This window comes from Aquimarina litoralis, from assembly GCF_019295435.1.
In the GTDB taxonomy this organism is placed as follows: domain Bacteria; phylum Bacteroidota; class Bacteroidia; order Flavobacteriales; family Flavobacteriaceae; genus Aquimarina; species Aquimarina litoralis_A.
In genome coordinates this window covers 1-14,422 of sequence record NZ_WEKL01000082.1, presented here as the reverse complement: position 1 = coordinate 14,422, position 14,422 = coordinate 1, and the positions used below count along the sequence as shown (strand labels likewise).

11 protein-coding genes and 1 pseudogene are annotated in these 14,422 nt (G+C 34.7%); 3 read left to right on the top strand and 9 right to left on the bottom strand.

The window, feature by feature from the left end; translation table 11 throughout:
* Positions 1-250, bottom strand: a pseudogene (locus GBO31_RS22850) (alkaline phosphatase D family protein); the annotation flags it as partial.
* 609 nt (positions 251-859) lie between these two features.
* Between GBO31_RS22850 and GBO31_RS22845 the strand changes: the two are divergent.
* Positions 860-3,136 carry a hypothetical protein gene (locus GBO31_RS22845; RefSeq protein ID WP_219010927.1) on the top strand — a complete coding sequence of 759 codons (2,277 nt, stop codon included), beginning with the start codon at positions 860-862 and terminating at the stop codon, positions 3,134-3,136.
* 72 nt (positions 3,137-3,208) lie between these two features.
* Here GBO31_RS22845 and GBO31_RS22840 read toward each other — a convergent pair whose 3' ends face one another.
* Positions 3,209-3,952, bottom strand: a complete 744-nt coding sequence (locus GBO31_RS22840; RefSeq protein ID WP_219010926.1) for an arylesterase — start codon at positions 3,950-3,952, stop codon at positions 3,209-3,211.
* Between the two features lie 15 nt (positions 3,953-3,967).
* Here GBO31_RS22840 and GBO31_RS22835 point away from each other — a divergent pair, with 15 nt between their 5' ends.
* Both GBO31_RS22835 and GBO31_RS22830 read left to right on the top strand, forming a co-directional pair.
* Positions 3,968-4,654, top strand: coding sequence for an ABC transporter ATP-binding protein (locus GBO31_RS22835; protein WP_219010925.1), 687 nt, complete (start codon positions 3,968-3,970; stop codon positions 4,652-4,654).
* Complete coding sequence (locus GBO31_RS22830; protein WP_246615968.1) at positions 4,654-7,197, top strand: ABC transporter permease; 2,544 nt, start codon at positions 4,654-4,656, stop codon at positions 7,195-7,197. The genes GBO31_RS22835 and GBO31_RS22830 overlap by 1 nt, the downstream gene beginning before the upstream one ends.
* A 43-nt stretch (positions 7,198-7,240) precedes the next feature.
* Here the strand turns inward: GBO31_RS22830 and GBO31_RS22825 are convergent, their stop codons facing one another.
* The 7 genes from GBO31_RS22825 to GBO31_RS22795 all read right to left on the bottom strand — a co-directional run bounded on the left by GBO31_RS22825 (position 7,241) and on the right by GBO31_RS22795 (position 14,065).
* Positions 7,241-8,290 (bottom strand): hypothetical protein, encoded by a 1,050-nt coding sequence (locus tag GBO31_RS22825; protein ID WP_219010924.1) that lies wholly within the window; start codon positions 8,288-8,290, stop codon positions 7,241-7,243.
* Between the two features lie 22 nt (positions 8,291-8,312).
* Positions 8,313-9,410 (bottom strand): hypothetical protein, encoded by a 1,098-nt coding sequence (locus GBO31_RS22820; RefSeq protein ID WP_219010923.1) that lies wholly within the window; start codon positions 9,408-9,410, stop codon positions 8,313-8,315.
* Between the two features lie 269 nt (positions 9,411-9,679).
* On the bottom strand, positions 9,680-10,153 hold the full coding sequence (locus GBO31_RS22815; RefSeq protein ID WP_219010922.1) for a helix-turn-helix domain-containing protein: 474 nt from the start codon (positions 10,151-10,153) through the stop codon (positions 9,680-9,682).
* 88 nt (positions 10,154-10,241) lie between these two features.
* A complete protein-coding gene (locus GBO31_RS22810) occupies positions 10,242-10,409 on the bottom strand; it encodes a hypothetical protein (protein ID WP_219010919.1) in 168 nt (55 codons plus the stop codon).
* A 32-nt stretch (positions 10,410-10,441) separates the two neighbouring features.
* Entirely contained in the window at positions 10,442-11,584 is a 1,143-nt protein-coding gene (locus GBO31_RS22805; protein WP_246615967.1) for an MBL fold metallo-hydrolase, read from the bottom strand.
* A gap of 388 nt (positions 11,585-11,972) precedes the next feature.
* Entirely contained in the window at positions 11,973-13,088 is a 1,116-nt protein-coding gene (locus GBO31_RS22800; RefSeq protein ID WP_219010918.1) for an acyltransferase family protein, read from the bottom strand.
* A gap of 98 nt (positions 13,089-13,186) precedes the next feature.
* Positions 13,187-14,065, bottom strand: a complete 879-nt coding sequence (locus GBO31_RS22795; protein ID WP_219010917.1) for a LytR/AlgR family response regulator transcription factor — start codon at positions 14,063-14,065, stop codon at positions 13,187-13,189.
* Positions 14,066-14,422: the final 357 nt, after the last annotated feature.

Here is a 14,422-nt window from a genome sequence, read left to right as displayed (position 1 = left end):
GATCTGCAATGAGTTTAGCTACAAATCCTTTATCGAATGTTGTAGTATGTTTTTGAGTACTGAAACGTTGTTTTGGCTGTGCTTTGTCATAATATTCAAAATGAACTTCTGCAGCTTCAGTAGTTTGTACCCATAACATTACTTCTCTCATGGTAGAGTATCCGACCATCGGTCCTGATTGCACCAAATCTTGTGCAAAAATGATACAATTAGTGAGTAATAGCCCTAAGATAATTAGTTTCTTCTTCATAAAATTTTAGAAAAGTGATTAGCATCGGTAAATATACAAGTACTTCAGCAGTTAATGTTTCTAAAACCTAAAGAAAGTATTATGTATTCTTTATTAAAATTGATGGTTCTGTAGATGATAGCAGTATCAAATCCCCTAAATTGATTTAAGATTTCTAAACAATTATTTATTAAAAACTATGCACACCTCTACAAATAGCAAAGTGATGTATACAATATGACATGTAAAAATGGGGGATTTGCCCCTAGATGAATGGGGTATATGTACGTTACATTTTGATATTCAATAATTTAAATTTGTATTACAAAATACTAGAGATGAAAATTTTATAAAACTAGGAAGCTTTCCAATCATGGAAATAATCACTCATCCTTCTTATCTACAAAATTATAATCTCAACCTCACAATATTTAAAGTTGTTGCACTAATACTGCACAATCAATAGATGCTATCCCCAGTAAAGACTCGTACTATGATAATTAAAAAAGATCATAGTAGAAAGGGTGCGATGTATCTGATCTAAAGAGCTTGTTTGTATCTATTATCTATCCTGGAGTATGCCGAAAATCCATTTTTAAAAGAGTACGCAATAATTTAAAACATACTATTATGGAAAAAAAATCATCAAGTGGGGGGCATTTGCAGTTTTCTGTTCAATTAGCTTATGAACAACAACCTCAAGTGGCTATTGATCTCGTTGGATTTCTTTTTGATTGTGGAGGAAGGTTGTTGCAACAACGATTTGCCGATGATAACGAATTCAATTTTGATTTAAAAGAGTGTAGGTACAATCCAAGTTTTGATCAGTTACGATTATTTGTTGCTCCTGCTACGGATAGACGCATATTGGCAATAAGCAATGTGGACGAACTAGAAAGTTATAAAGCTTATGAGCCTATTATGACATCTATTACCGATGGACAAGTGGCTATACAACCAATTCCAGAATATCTTTCTCAATTTTGGTTGTATTGTAAATGTCGTGTAAAAGGAAAAGTATCTAAATGGTTCGATGAAGGTAATGTTTGGGAAAACAAAGCAGTATGTAATGCCCGAGTTCACATTTGCGAAATTGATCCTATCATTTATTGGATTCAGAGAATTCCGGATCATATTATTGCCAGAATACCTGAGGCTATTCTAAAACCAGAGCGTTTACCAAGAATTCCAGACCCTATACCAGATCCTCCAATATTTAATCGTACTCCTTTAGCTGCTGTTACAACGGCTATAGAAAATCCTTTTCACACAATTTCAGTACAAGAGGAAAGAGCTCAAATTACATCACAGTTACCTGAATTATCATCTGAAATTAAACAGAGTTTGGCAACAGGAAACCTGAATATTATTAGAAGTACCATTGTAAATAATTATACCTTATTTCATCCTTGGTTTTGTTTCTGGCCTTGGTGGTGGCCCTATTTTTATCGTTGTAAAGAACTAGCTGTTGTAAAAACAAATGCTGGTGGTAAGTTTGATACTACGATTACATATAATTGTTTTGGTGACAAACCTGATATTTATATTTGGGTTGAGTATTTCATTAATGGTGAGTGGACTACGGTTTATAAACCACCCATTCCATGTTATACCCATTGGGATTATCAATGTGGTAATGATATCAATATTACCATTACAGATCCAAGAGTACCTGGTGATTGTTGTTGTAATTGCGGAATTGGTGGTGAAGTAGTGTTTGTAAGAACAATTACAGAACATACTAGTGTATCTCATATATTACAAACTAATTTGTCACAACCACCTCCAAATCAAACAGTGTCTTATGATCGAATTGGATTAACAGATGCCTCTGCTGGAGGTGATCCTATGATTCTGGTAACTACTCCAGATGATTATAGACGTCCTTTTGGTGGAACTCCATCATTTTATATTGGTTTTGGCAATAACTTGCCAAATGCTAATATAACATACTATCGTTGGAGCTATCGAAAAAGAGCAGATTCTGATCTCACACCTGTAGCAGATTCCTATAAACCATTAACTCCTAAAGGAGGAACGATGCATAAAGGCTATGATTTTATTTTTGTAGATTCCAATGGTGATAATCAGATTGGAGCAAACAGTATAAAGTTAGGTCCTGTTAGTGCAACAAATAATGATAATTTATATAGGATTCCTCCAAAGGATCCAAGTCCAGCTTTTGGCACGAATCCAGGTGAAAATGATCCTATATGGCATGAGCCTATTTATAATATGAATACATTGCGTTTTGATTCTTTAGCATTAGAAGGAGGTGATGGACTTTATGAGTTTAAATTAGAGTTATTTGATAAGGACGGAAACAAGTTAAATAACATCCCTAGATCTGTATTTAAAATTCCACAACATGATAATGCAGGTTTTAGTCGTAACGCACCAGATATTTACTTAGAAGATCCGACAGGAAATGTAATTGCCGGAGGAACTGCAGATGCTTTTAATATGTTAATGCGATTTGATAATCAAGGTTGTATGGGAGATATTTATACCGTAAACGTTAATGGTGCTCCAGCGAGTCTGGACTGTTGCGGTTTCGTAAACTATAAACCTGATGGTTTAGAAGCTACACTTGAACTTACATTTAAGGCGATAGAGCTTAATAATTTTGCTGTATTTAGCTTTAATGTTTCTAAAGGAACTTGTGGGTCTGTTCCTATTGCCAATGCAAGTGGGATGGTAATAGATAGCGCATCTGGATACACTTTAGATAGTGGCATTTATAGCAAAGATTTTACACCTTCTCAGCTATTAAGCGAATGTTATGATAATGGCGAAGGAAAAGCTGCTTTTGCTCAGAACTTACATGTATATACCATGGCAACGAATGGAAAGAATCGAGTAGATCGAGATTTTCATAAAACGGCTGCTTTTGCATTGGAACCATAAATTATACATTTATCAGTATACATTGTATGTTAATGTATTTTAAATACCCGGAAGTTTATATACTTTCGGGTATTATTCTAATACCTTTCCTAACACTGCCCACACATTATCAGCAAGAATCTTTTGCCCTTCGGTAGTAGGATGAATACCATCTGCTTGGTTTAGTTCTGCAATGCCACCAACATCTTTTAATAGAAACGGAATAAGTGCCAAATCATTTTTCTCCGCAAGCTCCGGAAATATAGTTTTAAATTCTGTAGTATACTCAGGTCCCATATTAGGAGGTAGTTGCATTCCAGCTAATATAATTTTAGTCTCGGGATTTTTCTTTTTTACGGCGTCAATAATTGCTTGAAGATTGGATCGAGTTTCTGTTAAAGGAACACCACGTAATCCATCATTTGCACCTAACTCTAATAGGAATATATCAACCGATTGTTTTAGCACCCAATTGATACGACTTTTTCCACCAGCACTCGTTTCACCACTTAATCCAGAATTGATGACAGTATATTTTAATCCCAAAGAATCTATTTTAGATTGTAGCAAAGCTGGATACGCTTCATTTATATCATCTAATCCAAAACCAGCAGTCAAACTATCTCCAAAGCATAAAATAGTTTTAGTAGAAGTAGCAGGAGTTTCTGAAGTTGTATTTTCGGTACTTTTTGATGTTTCTGCAGGAGTTGTTTTGGAAGCGTCTTTTCCACAAGAAATGAAGATACACAATAGTAAAAAATAACAAAACTTTAAGTAAATCGACCTATAGCCGGTGAATAAATCTGAAATCATTTGCTTATTTTTCGGGTTTATCATTTCTAAAAGAATACTATGTCAAAGATATTAAAGATCCATGAGCTAGAGAAGACTTATAATAGCGGTTCTAAAAAACTAACCGTTTTACACAGTATATCCTTTGATGTAGAACAAGGTAGCACCTTTTCGATTATAGGCCCTTCAGGAAGTGGTAAAACAACTTTATTAGGACTTTGTGCGGGATTAGATCAACCAGACTCTGGAACTGTAGAATTATGCGGACAGAATTTAAGTGAGCTAGATGAAGATCAACGAGCACAATTACGAAACAAAGAAGTAGGATTCATATTTCAGGATTTTCAGCTATTACCTACCTTAACAGCTTTAGAAAACGTAATCGTTCCTTTAGAATTACAAGGTGTTAAAAATGCTTCTAAAAAAGGAATAGAACTATTGAATAAAGTAGGACTAGGAGATCGTTTTCATCATTATCCTTCACAATTATCTGGCGGTGAGCAACAAAGAGTGGCTTTGGCTAGAGCATTTTCTACATCTCCATCTATTTTATTCGCAGACGAGCCAACTGGAAACCTAGATGAAGAAACAGGTGAAAAGGTTATAAAACTGCTTTTTGAACTGAATAAAGAAGCAGGAACAACCTTAGTTATTATCTCTCATGATTTGGATTTAGCAAACAGAACACAACAAATCTTACGATTAAAAGGAGGGAAAATCATTAGCAACGAGAAAACAGTAGCATAATGAGTAGGGAAGGTGTATATACAGAAGCAGGTATCTCCTGGTTATTCAAAATGGCATGGAGAGATGGAAGAGCCAGTATTTCACGACTGTTCCTTTTTATGGCATCGATTATTCTGGGAATTGCAGCAGTAGTGTCAATACAATTGTTTAGTACCAATCTAAAACAAAATATCCAACGACAATCCAAATCATTACTAGGTGCGGATTATATTATCGATAGCCGCCAAAAACCAAATGAAAAAGTACAGGCAATTATTGATTCATTAGTACCCGATGCCTATGAGGTGAATTTTCCATCCATGGCAGCCTTTCCAAAAAGTGGAGCAGCCAAATTAGTACAAGTCCGTGGAATGGAAGGAGGTTTTCCATTTTATGGTGATTTGGAAACCACTCCAGAAAATGCAGCCAGTTCTTATCAACAAAAAGGAGGAGCTTTGGTAGATGCAACACTAATGCTACAATACAATCTCAAGACTGGAGATTCCATTAAATTAGGTGTAATTACATTTCCTATTATAGGAGGGATAAATTCAATGCCTGGTAGTTCTGGAATTGGAGCAAGTGTAGCACCAACAGTTTTGATTCCCTATCGATTTGTTGAAAAAACAGAATTATTACAAGTAGGGAGTAGAAAAGAATATCAATACTTTTTTGTGGATCCAGCTAAAGATCTGGATGCATTAGAGAAAGTATTGGATCCGATTTTGGATGATGAAAATGCAGATCTGGATACCCATACTAGTAGCAGTAGACAAATAGGCCGTAGTTATGATAACTTAGGTAGATTCCTGAATCTGGCAGCGTTTATAGCACTATTATTAGGATGTATTGGTATAGCCAGTTCGGTACATATTTATATCAAGGAGAAGTTAACAGATGTAGCGGTATTGAAATGTTTAGGAGCCAGTAGAAAGCAAAGCTTTTTAATATATCTTATACAAATCGCCGCGATGGGATTGATCGGAGGTCTGGTAGGAACACTATTAGGAATTGGATTGCAATATGCATTACCAGCTTTATTACAAGAATTTTTACCATTTGATATTCAGATCACGACTGCACCACAACCTATTATTATGGGATTGTTATTAGGCATGTTCATGTCGGTGTTATTTGCCCTACTACCATTATTGGGTACTTGGTATGTTTCTCCGTTAGAAGTATTGCGAGTGTCTGAAAATCCACCAGTAAAATCTAGAAAAGCAAGAATCATTGCTTTTGGAGCGATTATTAGTTTCGTATTCATATTCTGTATTTGGATTTTTGGAGATCTCAAATTTGCTTTGTCTTTTGTTATAGGTGTTTTTGTCACTTTTGCGATTCTTGCTGGAATTTCTGTGTTATTTATTAGAGCTATTAAACGCTATTTCCCTTCTTCTTGGGGATTTACTGCCAGGACCAGTTTACTAAATCTCTTTCGACCTAATAATCAAACAATGGTATTGATACTGGCAATAGGTTTAGGTACGTTTTTGATCAGCACTTTATATTTCACAAAAGATATTCTATTAGCAAAAACACAATTGGACAACAGCTCAGATCAGGCAAATTTGATTTTAGTAGATGTACAACCGGAACAACGTGATGCCGCAATGGCAACATTAAACGCTAATAATTCTGAAGTATTGGATAATCTATCGATTGTTACCATGCGAATGCAAAAGATTAAAGGGATCGTAGCTAATGATATTCGAAAAGACACTACGTCTACCGTTAGAGAATGGGTACTAAACCATGAATTCAGAACTACTTTTAGAGATTCATTAATTGCTTCAGAAACGGTAGTGGAAGGTGATTGGGTTGAAGAAACCAAACCTGGAGAGGATGTAGTTATTTCTATTTCCGAAGGTCTCGCTAAAGATGCACAAATAGGGCTAGGAGATAAGGTGGTTTTCAATATACAAGGAGTATTAATGGAAACCATTATTGGTAGTATCCGAAAAGTAGACTGGACACGATTACAGCTGAATTTTATGGTAGTTTTCCCAAAAGGTGTTTTAGAACAAGCACCGCAATTTCATGTATTGACTACCTATGTGCCGGATACAAACAAATCTGCAACATTACAACAGCAATTGGTGAGTAAATTTCCGAATATAACTGTATTTGATCTTCGGCAGATTTATACAGTGATCGAAGATATTTTACAAAAGATCTCTTGGGTAATTAATTTTATGGCGTTTTTTAGTATTCTTACCGGATTGATCGTTTTGATTGGCTCTGTGCGTACTAGCAAATATCAGCGGATTAAAGAGAGTGTATTATTACGTACGCTTGGTGCTAAGAGTAAACAGATTCTTCGGATTACAGCTTTAGAATACCTGTATTTAGGGATACTAGGTAGTTTGGCAGGAATTTTATTGTCGTTGATCAGTAGTCAACTGTTAGCTACACTGCTATTTGAAGAACCATTTGTACCTTCTGGAATTCCGTTTATCGTGTTTTTACCGGGAATTGTACTCGTAGTATTAGCAATTGGATTGAGTAATATAAGAAGTGTGTTACAAAGTCCACCTTTGGCCATCTTACGAAAGGTAGGATAATGGTTTTGGAATATGTTAATGAACATAAGTACAACTAATAATACTAATCAGATATGATAAATGTACGTTGTAAAGTAGGCTGAACTATTTCTTTTTGGATATTTCTATCAAACAAGCGTTCTAGATTATTACCAGAAACATCCTCGATAACCTTATTGCATTTTAAAGTATAGGTATCATTCGTCCAGTTATTTATGGGGTAAAATAGAACTTTGTTTTCGTTGGTCTTGATGGTGAAGCTTCCTTCCAAAACAGCTTCATTACCAGAAATTATAGTTATGTTATTATATACACTTCCGTAATCTAAAACATCATTCAAGTGAATGATCAAAGGATCTTTCGTATTTGATTTTGGTATTGAAAATTCCCATTCTTTAATATTGGGCTGATCTCTATCGGATGTTATTACTTTAAAAGTATATTCAAAACTAGAGTCCATAGGAATACCATCTACATCTTTCAAGTTTTTATCGATTATCAAGGTATAAGATGCTCCTTCCTTTAATACTGCACCTAATCGTTTATTTGGAATTAAATCTCTTTTTTGCCTTCCTGGTTCGATCCATAGTGTCAACAACGTACCATCTTTAGAAAGGAGAGCGTTTTCTAAAGGTAATAAGGCTCGATCCACTTTGGTATTCGTTGCATTGTCAACTAATCCTATGTGATTATAGATATTTGTTGGATTTACTGGTTTTGAAAAGGCAATGTACCATTTTAAAAAGTTAGCAGGCAATGTAGCAGTATTAGGATATATCTCATCAACTTTTAAATGCTTATAATTTGGATCTAGTGGAATAGTAAACTCATAAAATGTATGATCATTAATAACTGTAGTATATGATCCGCTCTTTTGAAAGGGGATAAGTGGTGAAAAAATTAAAGTAGAATCCGTATGAGAAGTATTTCCTAAAATAGCTGTTTTATTTTCTATTTGATTTTCAGAATCATAACTCCCTTTATACACTTTGATTTGAGCATTAGTATCTTCAGTAGTAATAGTTACCGATGTTCTTGTAAAAGAAAACTTTGACGACTGTGCACCAATCGCCAAAGTTTGTAATAAGCATAGTATGATAATTCTTAATCGCATGGATTGTACTAAAAGTTATATACTACAACCAACGATTAGAACTTGTTTTTAGCGCTAATTTTCCATTAGCCTCACGCTGAATGAATACAAAATTAGCATCATCCAGTTTATCTAGTTGTTGCACATTTACAAATGGTAAATTGATAAAATCAACACCTTCTGTATCTGCACGTTCCTCAACTCTTGTAGTTAATGAAGTTTTGAAAGATTCTATATCGGCTACTTTAAATTTCATAAGAGCTCTATTGGTATTCGCCATTAGGATATAACGTTTTCCATCTTTAGTCATTTCTATAATATCTAACGGAGTATTCCAATTTCCTAGTTCGGCTACTGTTCTCCCTTTGGTATGCGAACCAGGTGTTAGACTCTTTAATGGAAACACTACCAACGGCGTACATGTATAGCTCGCTATGATATGTGGTTCGTTATTGATTGTAGTGGTCATAAACGTTTTGATAGGAGCGTGAGTTTCGAATTTACCATGAGCAGCATGATAAATCTCTAATGAACTATCATTTTGTGTTTTGGTAAATGGAAAAGGAATTGCTCTAAAGGTAGAAGCAAATTCTGCATTGTTTAAACCAGAAACCATAATCTGGTTATCTGCAAACTGAATATCGGTAATCGCTAACTTTCGTAAAGATCTACCACGTCTATCCTTTGCATCTTCACTTACCACATTGGCAACATCCACTTTAGAAAAGGAAACAGAGGTAAGCGGAACATTTTCTAACGTACCATTGTTTACTAGAAATAGAAATGATTTCCCGGAACTATGCTGTGCTCCAATGTAAATATTTTGATTTACTGGATTTACAACCATATCGATAATTTGCAATTGATCGCTATCAGCCCCCAAAAGTTCACCAAGTAATGCTTCTATATCTTTAATGTATAGTTTTTCATTCGTTGCTTTGGTAGCAGCGCTCAGATCTACCGCAACTATTTGTGAGTTTTTGCTATCTCCTAAAAATAAGATTCCTTGTGGACCAAAAGTCATGGCATTGATAGAGCCAATCTCAGGATTACCACTGGTAAAGTCAGCCGTTAGTGAGTTATTAGCAAAAATGGGTGCGCATAATAACCCGATGATTAGTGTTAATAATAGTTTTTTCATGTTTCACTTGTTTTTTCTAAAAGTAACCAATTAAAGAGTTCACAGCGGTGAAAGAAATGTTAACGTTTATGGGTGATCGTTGTTTACTGTTTGAAGGCTGAGGCTCTCGAAGCCTGATTTATTATAAATGCGTTTTGCATGTCTCAAATTTACCCATCGAGAACACTTCGACAAGCTCAGTGTGACACCTCAGGGTTCGAACTATATCCGAGGGCTGTACTTCGACAAGCTCAATAAACGATCTCGAAGCCCGATAACGTATAGCACTTTTAATTTAATCTATGTGCTTTAATGTATTCTTTAGGACTCATACCTACTTTCTTTTTGAATACGCGTGTAAAATAGGGTGGATATTCAAAGCCTAACTTATAAGCAGTTTCAGAAATGGATAAGCTAGGGTTTAACAACATACCTTTTGCTTCTTCTATCAGAAATAAATTGATTTGGTCTACAGCCGTTTTTCCGGTTTCAGCTTTGATTGTATCACTCATATATCGATGGCTTACATTCAGCTGTGCTGCCATCCAATCCACGGATGGAATTCCTTCTTCTGCTAATAGATTTTGTTCAAAATAGGTGTTCAATATATCCTTGAACTTAGTAATCATAATCTTATTAGTATCAGTACGATCCAAAAATTGTCTTTTATAAAATCGATCTGCATATTTCAATAAAGTATCCAGCTGTGATAAGATAATTTCTTTACTAAATTCATCCTGATTATTGTGATATTCCAGATTCATATTCTTGAAAATATCCTTTACAATTTGCTCTTCTTTTGGAGATAAATGTAGCGCTTCATTTACATTATAATTAAAGAAATTATACTTCTTAATTCGTTGATAGCTCTATCGGTTCCTTTAAAGAGGAAGTACTACAATTTTCTTCTTCATCTTCTTTTACAGAAGTATGTAATACACTAAACAAAGGGTTTTGTGGCTCTGGTAATTCAAAATGATTATGATACTCAGTAATACTTTTAAAATGAAGAAGTGGCATGATTCTTAATTATCTGTTATTAAAATTACGACTTATTTTTGGTTATGATTCCACCATTGATTTTGAGCCAACCCATCATCACCGATGAATGTTGCTTTTCCTATTTCTGGTGTGATAAGAGGTAGTGACAGTTCTGCTGCTTTTTTACTCACACGCTCTATAGGATCTGTCCATGAATGCTGTGCTAGTTTAAAAGCTCCCCAATGAATAGGCATTATTTTCTTAGCTTGTAAATCTCTACCAGCAAGTGCTGTTTCTTCTGGGAACATATGAATTTGGGACCATAACTCATTATACTGACCACATTCGATCATGGCAAAATCAAAAGGCCCATATTTGTCACCGATTTCTTTAAAATGCGAAGCATAGCCACTATCACCACTAAAATAGATATTCTCATCATCAGATTGAATGATCCAAGAACACCAAAGAGTATGATTTCCATCTGATAATCCTCGACCAGAAAAATGTTGCGCTGGTGTGCTAATCAGCCTAATATCATCAAATCTTGCTTGTTGCCACCAATCTAATTCTACAATCTTTTTTCTAGGAATGCCCCATTCCTGCAAATGACTTCCTACACCTAAAGGTGTATAAAATCTATCTACTTTATCTTTCAATTTCATGATGGATTCATAGTCCAAATGATCATAATGATCATGAGAAATAATAACAGCATCTATATTAGGTAGTTTTTCAATCTCGATTGGCAATTCTCTAGCAAATCGCTTTCCACCTAATAATGGATGTGGTGCAGGAACTTCACTTAGCATCGGATCAATCAGGATATTCTTGCTTTTCATTTGCAATAAGAAAGCCGAATGCCCAAACCATACAAATCTTGTTTTTGCATGATATTTTGCTACGTTCACTGAATCTATTTTTTGGATTTCAATTGGAGATTGAGGTCTAGCATTAGGAATCGTTTTAAACATTCCTCCAATAGCTTTTATCATATCACCTACACTCATATCATTGGTAACACCGCCGATATTAATAAACTTTCCTTTTTGATGATTTTCGGATTTGGCATATAAATCCAACTGTTCCTTCGATATTTTTCCTCCAAATTGAGGACTTAAATTCATGAACAGCGCACCAATAATGATGATAACTCCGATGATAACTCCAATTGCTACTAACATTCTTTGTATAATTTTAAATATTCTTTTCATTATTTGTGTAAAATATAAAAATGATTCCTTTAAATACTGTTATTTCTAATGGTTTCATTTATTAGATTACAAAATTACAGTAGGGACTAGGTTCAGAAATTATACATTTTGGCAGCAAACCTATACATTTTTGTTTTGAAGGGTGTTTTTTGGTTAATGGTTAATGGTTAATGGTTGATAGTTGATAGTTGATGGTTGATGGGTGGTAAGTTTGTAATCTTTGATTAGCCAGGTGGGCTGAGGCTCTCGAAGCCCAACAGCAATTTGATAGGCCGTAACTTAAATCAGAGTTGGACCCTTCGAGTACACTTCGACAAGCTTAGTATGACACCTCAGGGCACGAACGATATTCGAGGGCTGAGGCTCTCGAAGCCCTACAAATTTTTCTTTAACTTCTTTTCTTTTTCATACCGAATAAGATTCTAGGGATCTGAAAAGGATAAATCAGAAACCTATAAATAATAAGAATGATCGGAAAGGATGTCACTAGAAGTAATAGGATTTTGGATAGGATATTCAATTCTAATTGTATGATATAATATCCTAAGATGATAATAATCGTTTGGTGTAAAATATAGAAAGGATAGATAGCTTCATTACTTTTAGTAAGTACGTTACTTTTTTGATGAAACCAAATCTGAGCATATCCTAAGAGTGTGATGACCAATGTCCAACCGACCAAAGCACATACCAGATACCAAATATTCCATCGATTGGCTAAGGAGATATACGGCTCTATATATTCATTTGGCAAAAGGTAATACCCATAAAACAAGATACAGCTTATGATAAAAGCACCAAAATTGAATTTTCGATAAGTTTTAAGGTAATTCCAACTGTTTTTAGATGCAGTAAATAACATACCCGAAATAAAAAAGTAACCATAGTAAAAAGTAGAAGAAAGGTTGGTGATATCTTTCGAATCACTAGGATATATCTTCTTCAACAAAATTGTAATGATTGCTAATGGAACTACCCATAAAAGGATACCATATTTTTTAGAAGCTAGTGTATCCAACAAACGAAGGATTCGATCAGATTTAGAGGATCTTAACCATAAAATCAATGGAATAATAATCATAGACATGATAAATAGATTCTCGATAAACCATAAATGATTATTACTAAAGGAAAAATTAGTATACACATCGAGATAAGAATCATAGTTATCAATATGTTCATAATAAGTTTGTGGCGGAACAATCAAAAGGGTACCAAAAACTAGCGGAATGATTAAGCGAATACTTCGCTCTTTTACAAATTGCAACCAACTTCTTTTTGAAAATGCAAACATCGTTCCTGTACCCGAAATTAAAAACAACAGCGGTAATCTAAACTRTTCAAAAAACACCATAATATCATCCAATAATTTACTGGAATCTGCATTCATAATATGAAAATCATCTCCGTTAAAAGGCATCCCTATATGATGTAGGTATACTGCTATAATGGCAATTACTCGTAACCAATCTAAATCGTATCGTCGTTTCTTTTCTGTCAACATATCTGTTTTTTAGTTTTGTGGCAAACATAAAAACTAATACTCCTGTAAGGGAGATTATGTGATGGATGACAAACAAAAGTGACGAAATACAAAGCAATTTATGCTTGTGAATACACAGTATTAAAATCTGCAATCTTCGAACGAGAAACGGGAATCTTTATAGGGCAGTTTTTTAGAGTTAACAGATATCCTTGTGCATTACCAGAAATAGATTCGATTGCTTGTAGCTGTACCAAATAGGAGCGATGTGTTTTGAAAACTGAATTTGATACAGGCTTCAGCTGTTCTTCTAGTTCTTTAAGTGTAATACGAATTAGCGTTTTATGTAGTTCTCCAGACGAGACTGTAAAAACTTCGGTATAATTACTTTCTACTTTAGCAAAAAGAAACTCACTTAATAGTAGTTCAAAAGCACCATCAGATGCAGTATGTTGTATGGTAATAGATGTAGGCTCTGAAATCAAATTAGAATGAATAGGTAGTTTTTTAACACTAGTTGTGTGCTGACGAATCAGACGTTCTAGATTTAGAGGTAGTATGATAATCAGTAAAAGAAACCCAACTAAAAAGGTATTTCTGATTTCTTCCCAAAGGTATCTAAAAGACCAATTATCTGGATTGGTATAGATGATATCTCGAATTAAGAACCCAACAATACCAATGATCAATAAAATGACAGACAGATGAAAAAGTTCTTTTCCGAGCGTCCAGGAGGTATCATCTTTTATGCGTTTGTTTAGGGAACTAAAATATAGATAAGCAATCGGGAAAGGAATACAAGCATGAATCACTAAAATCAGCATAGAACTGATTTTATGCTCCGTTTCATTCACGTCAAAAGGTTCAAAGAAATAGGAAAACACAAAACTTAATACAGAAATTGAAAGCAATAAAACAAGCAACTTTCTTTGATTACTATATAGATATGGATACGGTTGTCCTAGGTAAACCTTAATTCGATCGAGTATTGATTTCATTGGTGGCTAAAGTAGTTTTTTCATAGAAATTATCCTATTAGTATAGTTGATGGGAGTTAGTCAGAACGCTTCGAAGAAAACCAATGACTGTACTCGTATATAAACTCACCATTCGAGTAACCTCAGGATCCTTAAATACCGAGGGCTGTACTTCGACAAGCTCAGCATACGATCTCGAAGCCTGACAGCACTTTGATGAGTTATAACTTAAATCAGAATTCAACCCTTCGAGAACATTTCGACTCCCGATAGCTATCGGGACAGTGTGACACCTCAGGGTTCGAATTATATCCGAGGGCTGAGGCACTCGAAGCCCGTTAAACTGAGCATACGATCTCGAAGCCTGAAAAGCACTTC

What these genes read in the sequence shown, in the direction of transcription:
- GBO31_RS22845 (WP_219010927.1), top strand. Translation starts at nt 860, where the DNA reads ATGGAAAAAAAATCATCAAGTGGGGGGCATTTGCAGTTTTCTGTTCAA.
- GBO31_RS22840 (WP_219010926.1), bottom strand. Translation starts at nt 3,952, where the DNA reads ATGATAAACCCGAAAAATAAGCAAATGATTTCAGATTTATTCACCGGC.
- GBO31_RS22835 (WP_219010925.1), top strand. Translation starts at nt 3,968, where the DNA reads ATGTCAAAGATATTAAAGATCCATGAGCTAGAGAAGACTTATAATAGC.
- GBO31_RS22830 (WP_246615968.1), top strand. Translation starts at nt 4,654, where the DNA reads ATGAGTAGGGAAGGTGTATATACAGAAGCAGGTATCTCCTGGTTATTC.
- GBO31_RS22825 (WP_219010924.1), bottom strand. Translation starts at nt 8,290, where the DNA reads ATGCGATTAAGAATTATCATACTATGCTTATTACAAACTTTGGCGATT.
- GBO31_RS22820 (WP_219010923.1), bottom strand. Translation starts at nt 9,410, where the DNA reads ATGAAAAAACTATTATTAACACTAATCATCGGGTTATTATGCGCACCC.
- GBO31_RS22815 (WP_219010922.1), bottom strand. Translation starts at nt 10,153, where the DNA reads ATGAATCTGGAATATCACAATAATCAGGATGAATTTAGTAAAGAAATT.
- GBO31_RS22810 (WP_219010919.1), bottom strand. Translation starts at nt 10,409, where the DNA reads ATGCCACTTCTTCATTTTAAAAGTATTACTGAGTATCATAATCATTTT.
- GBO31_RS22805 (WP_246615967.1), bottom strand. Translation starts at nt 11,584, where the DNA reads ATGAAAAGAATATTTAAAATTATACAAAGAATGTTAGTAGCAATTGGA.
- GBO31_RS22795 (WP_219010917.1), bottom strand. Translation starts at nt 14,065, where the DNA reads ATGAAATCAATACTCGATCGAATTAAGGTTTACCTAGGACAACCGTAT.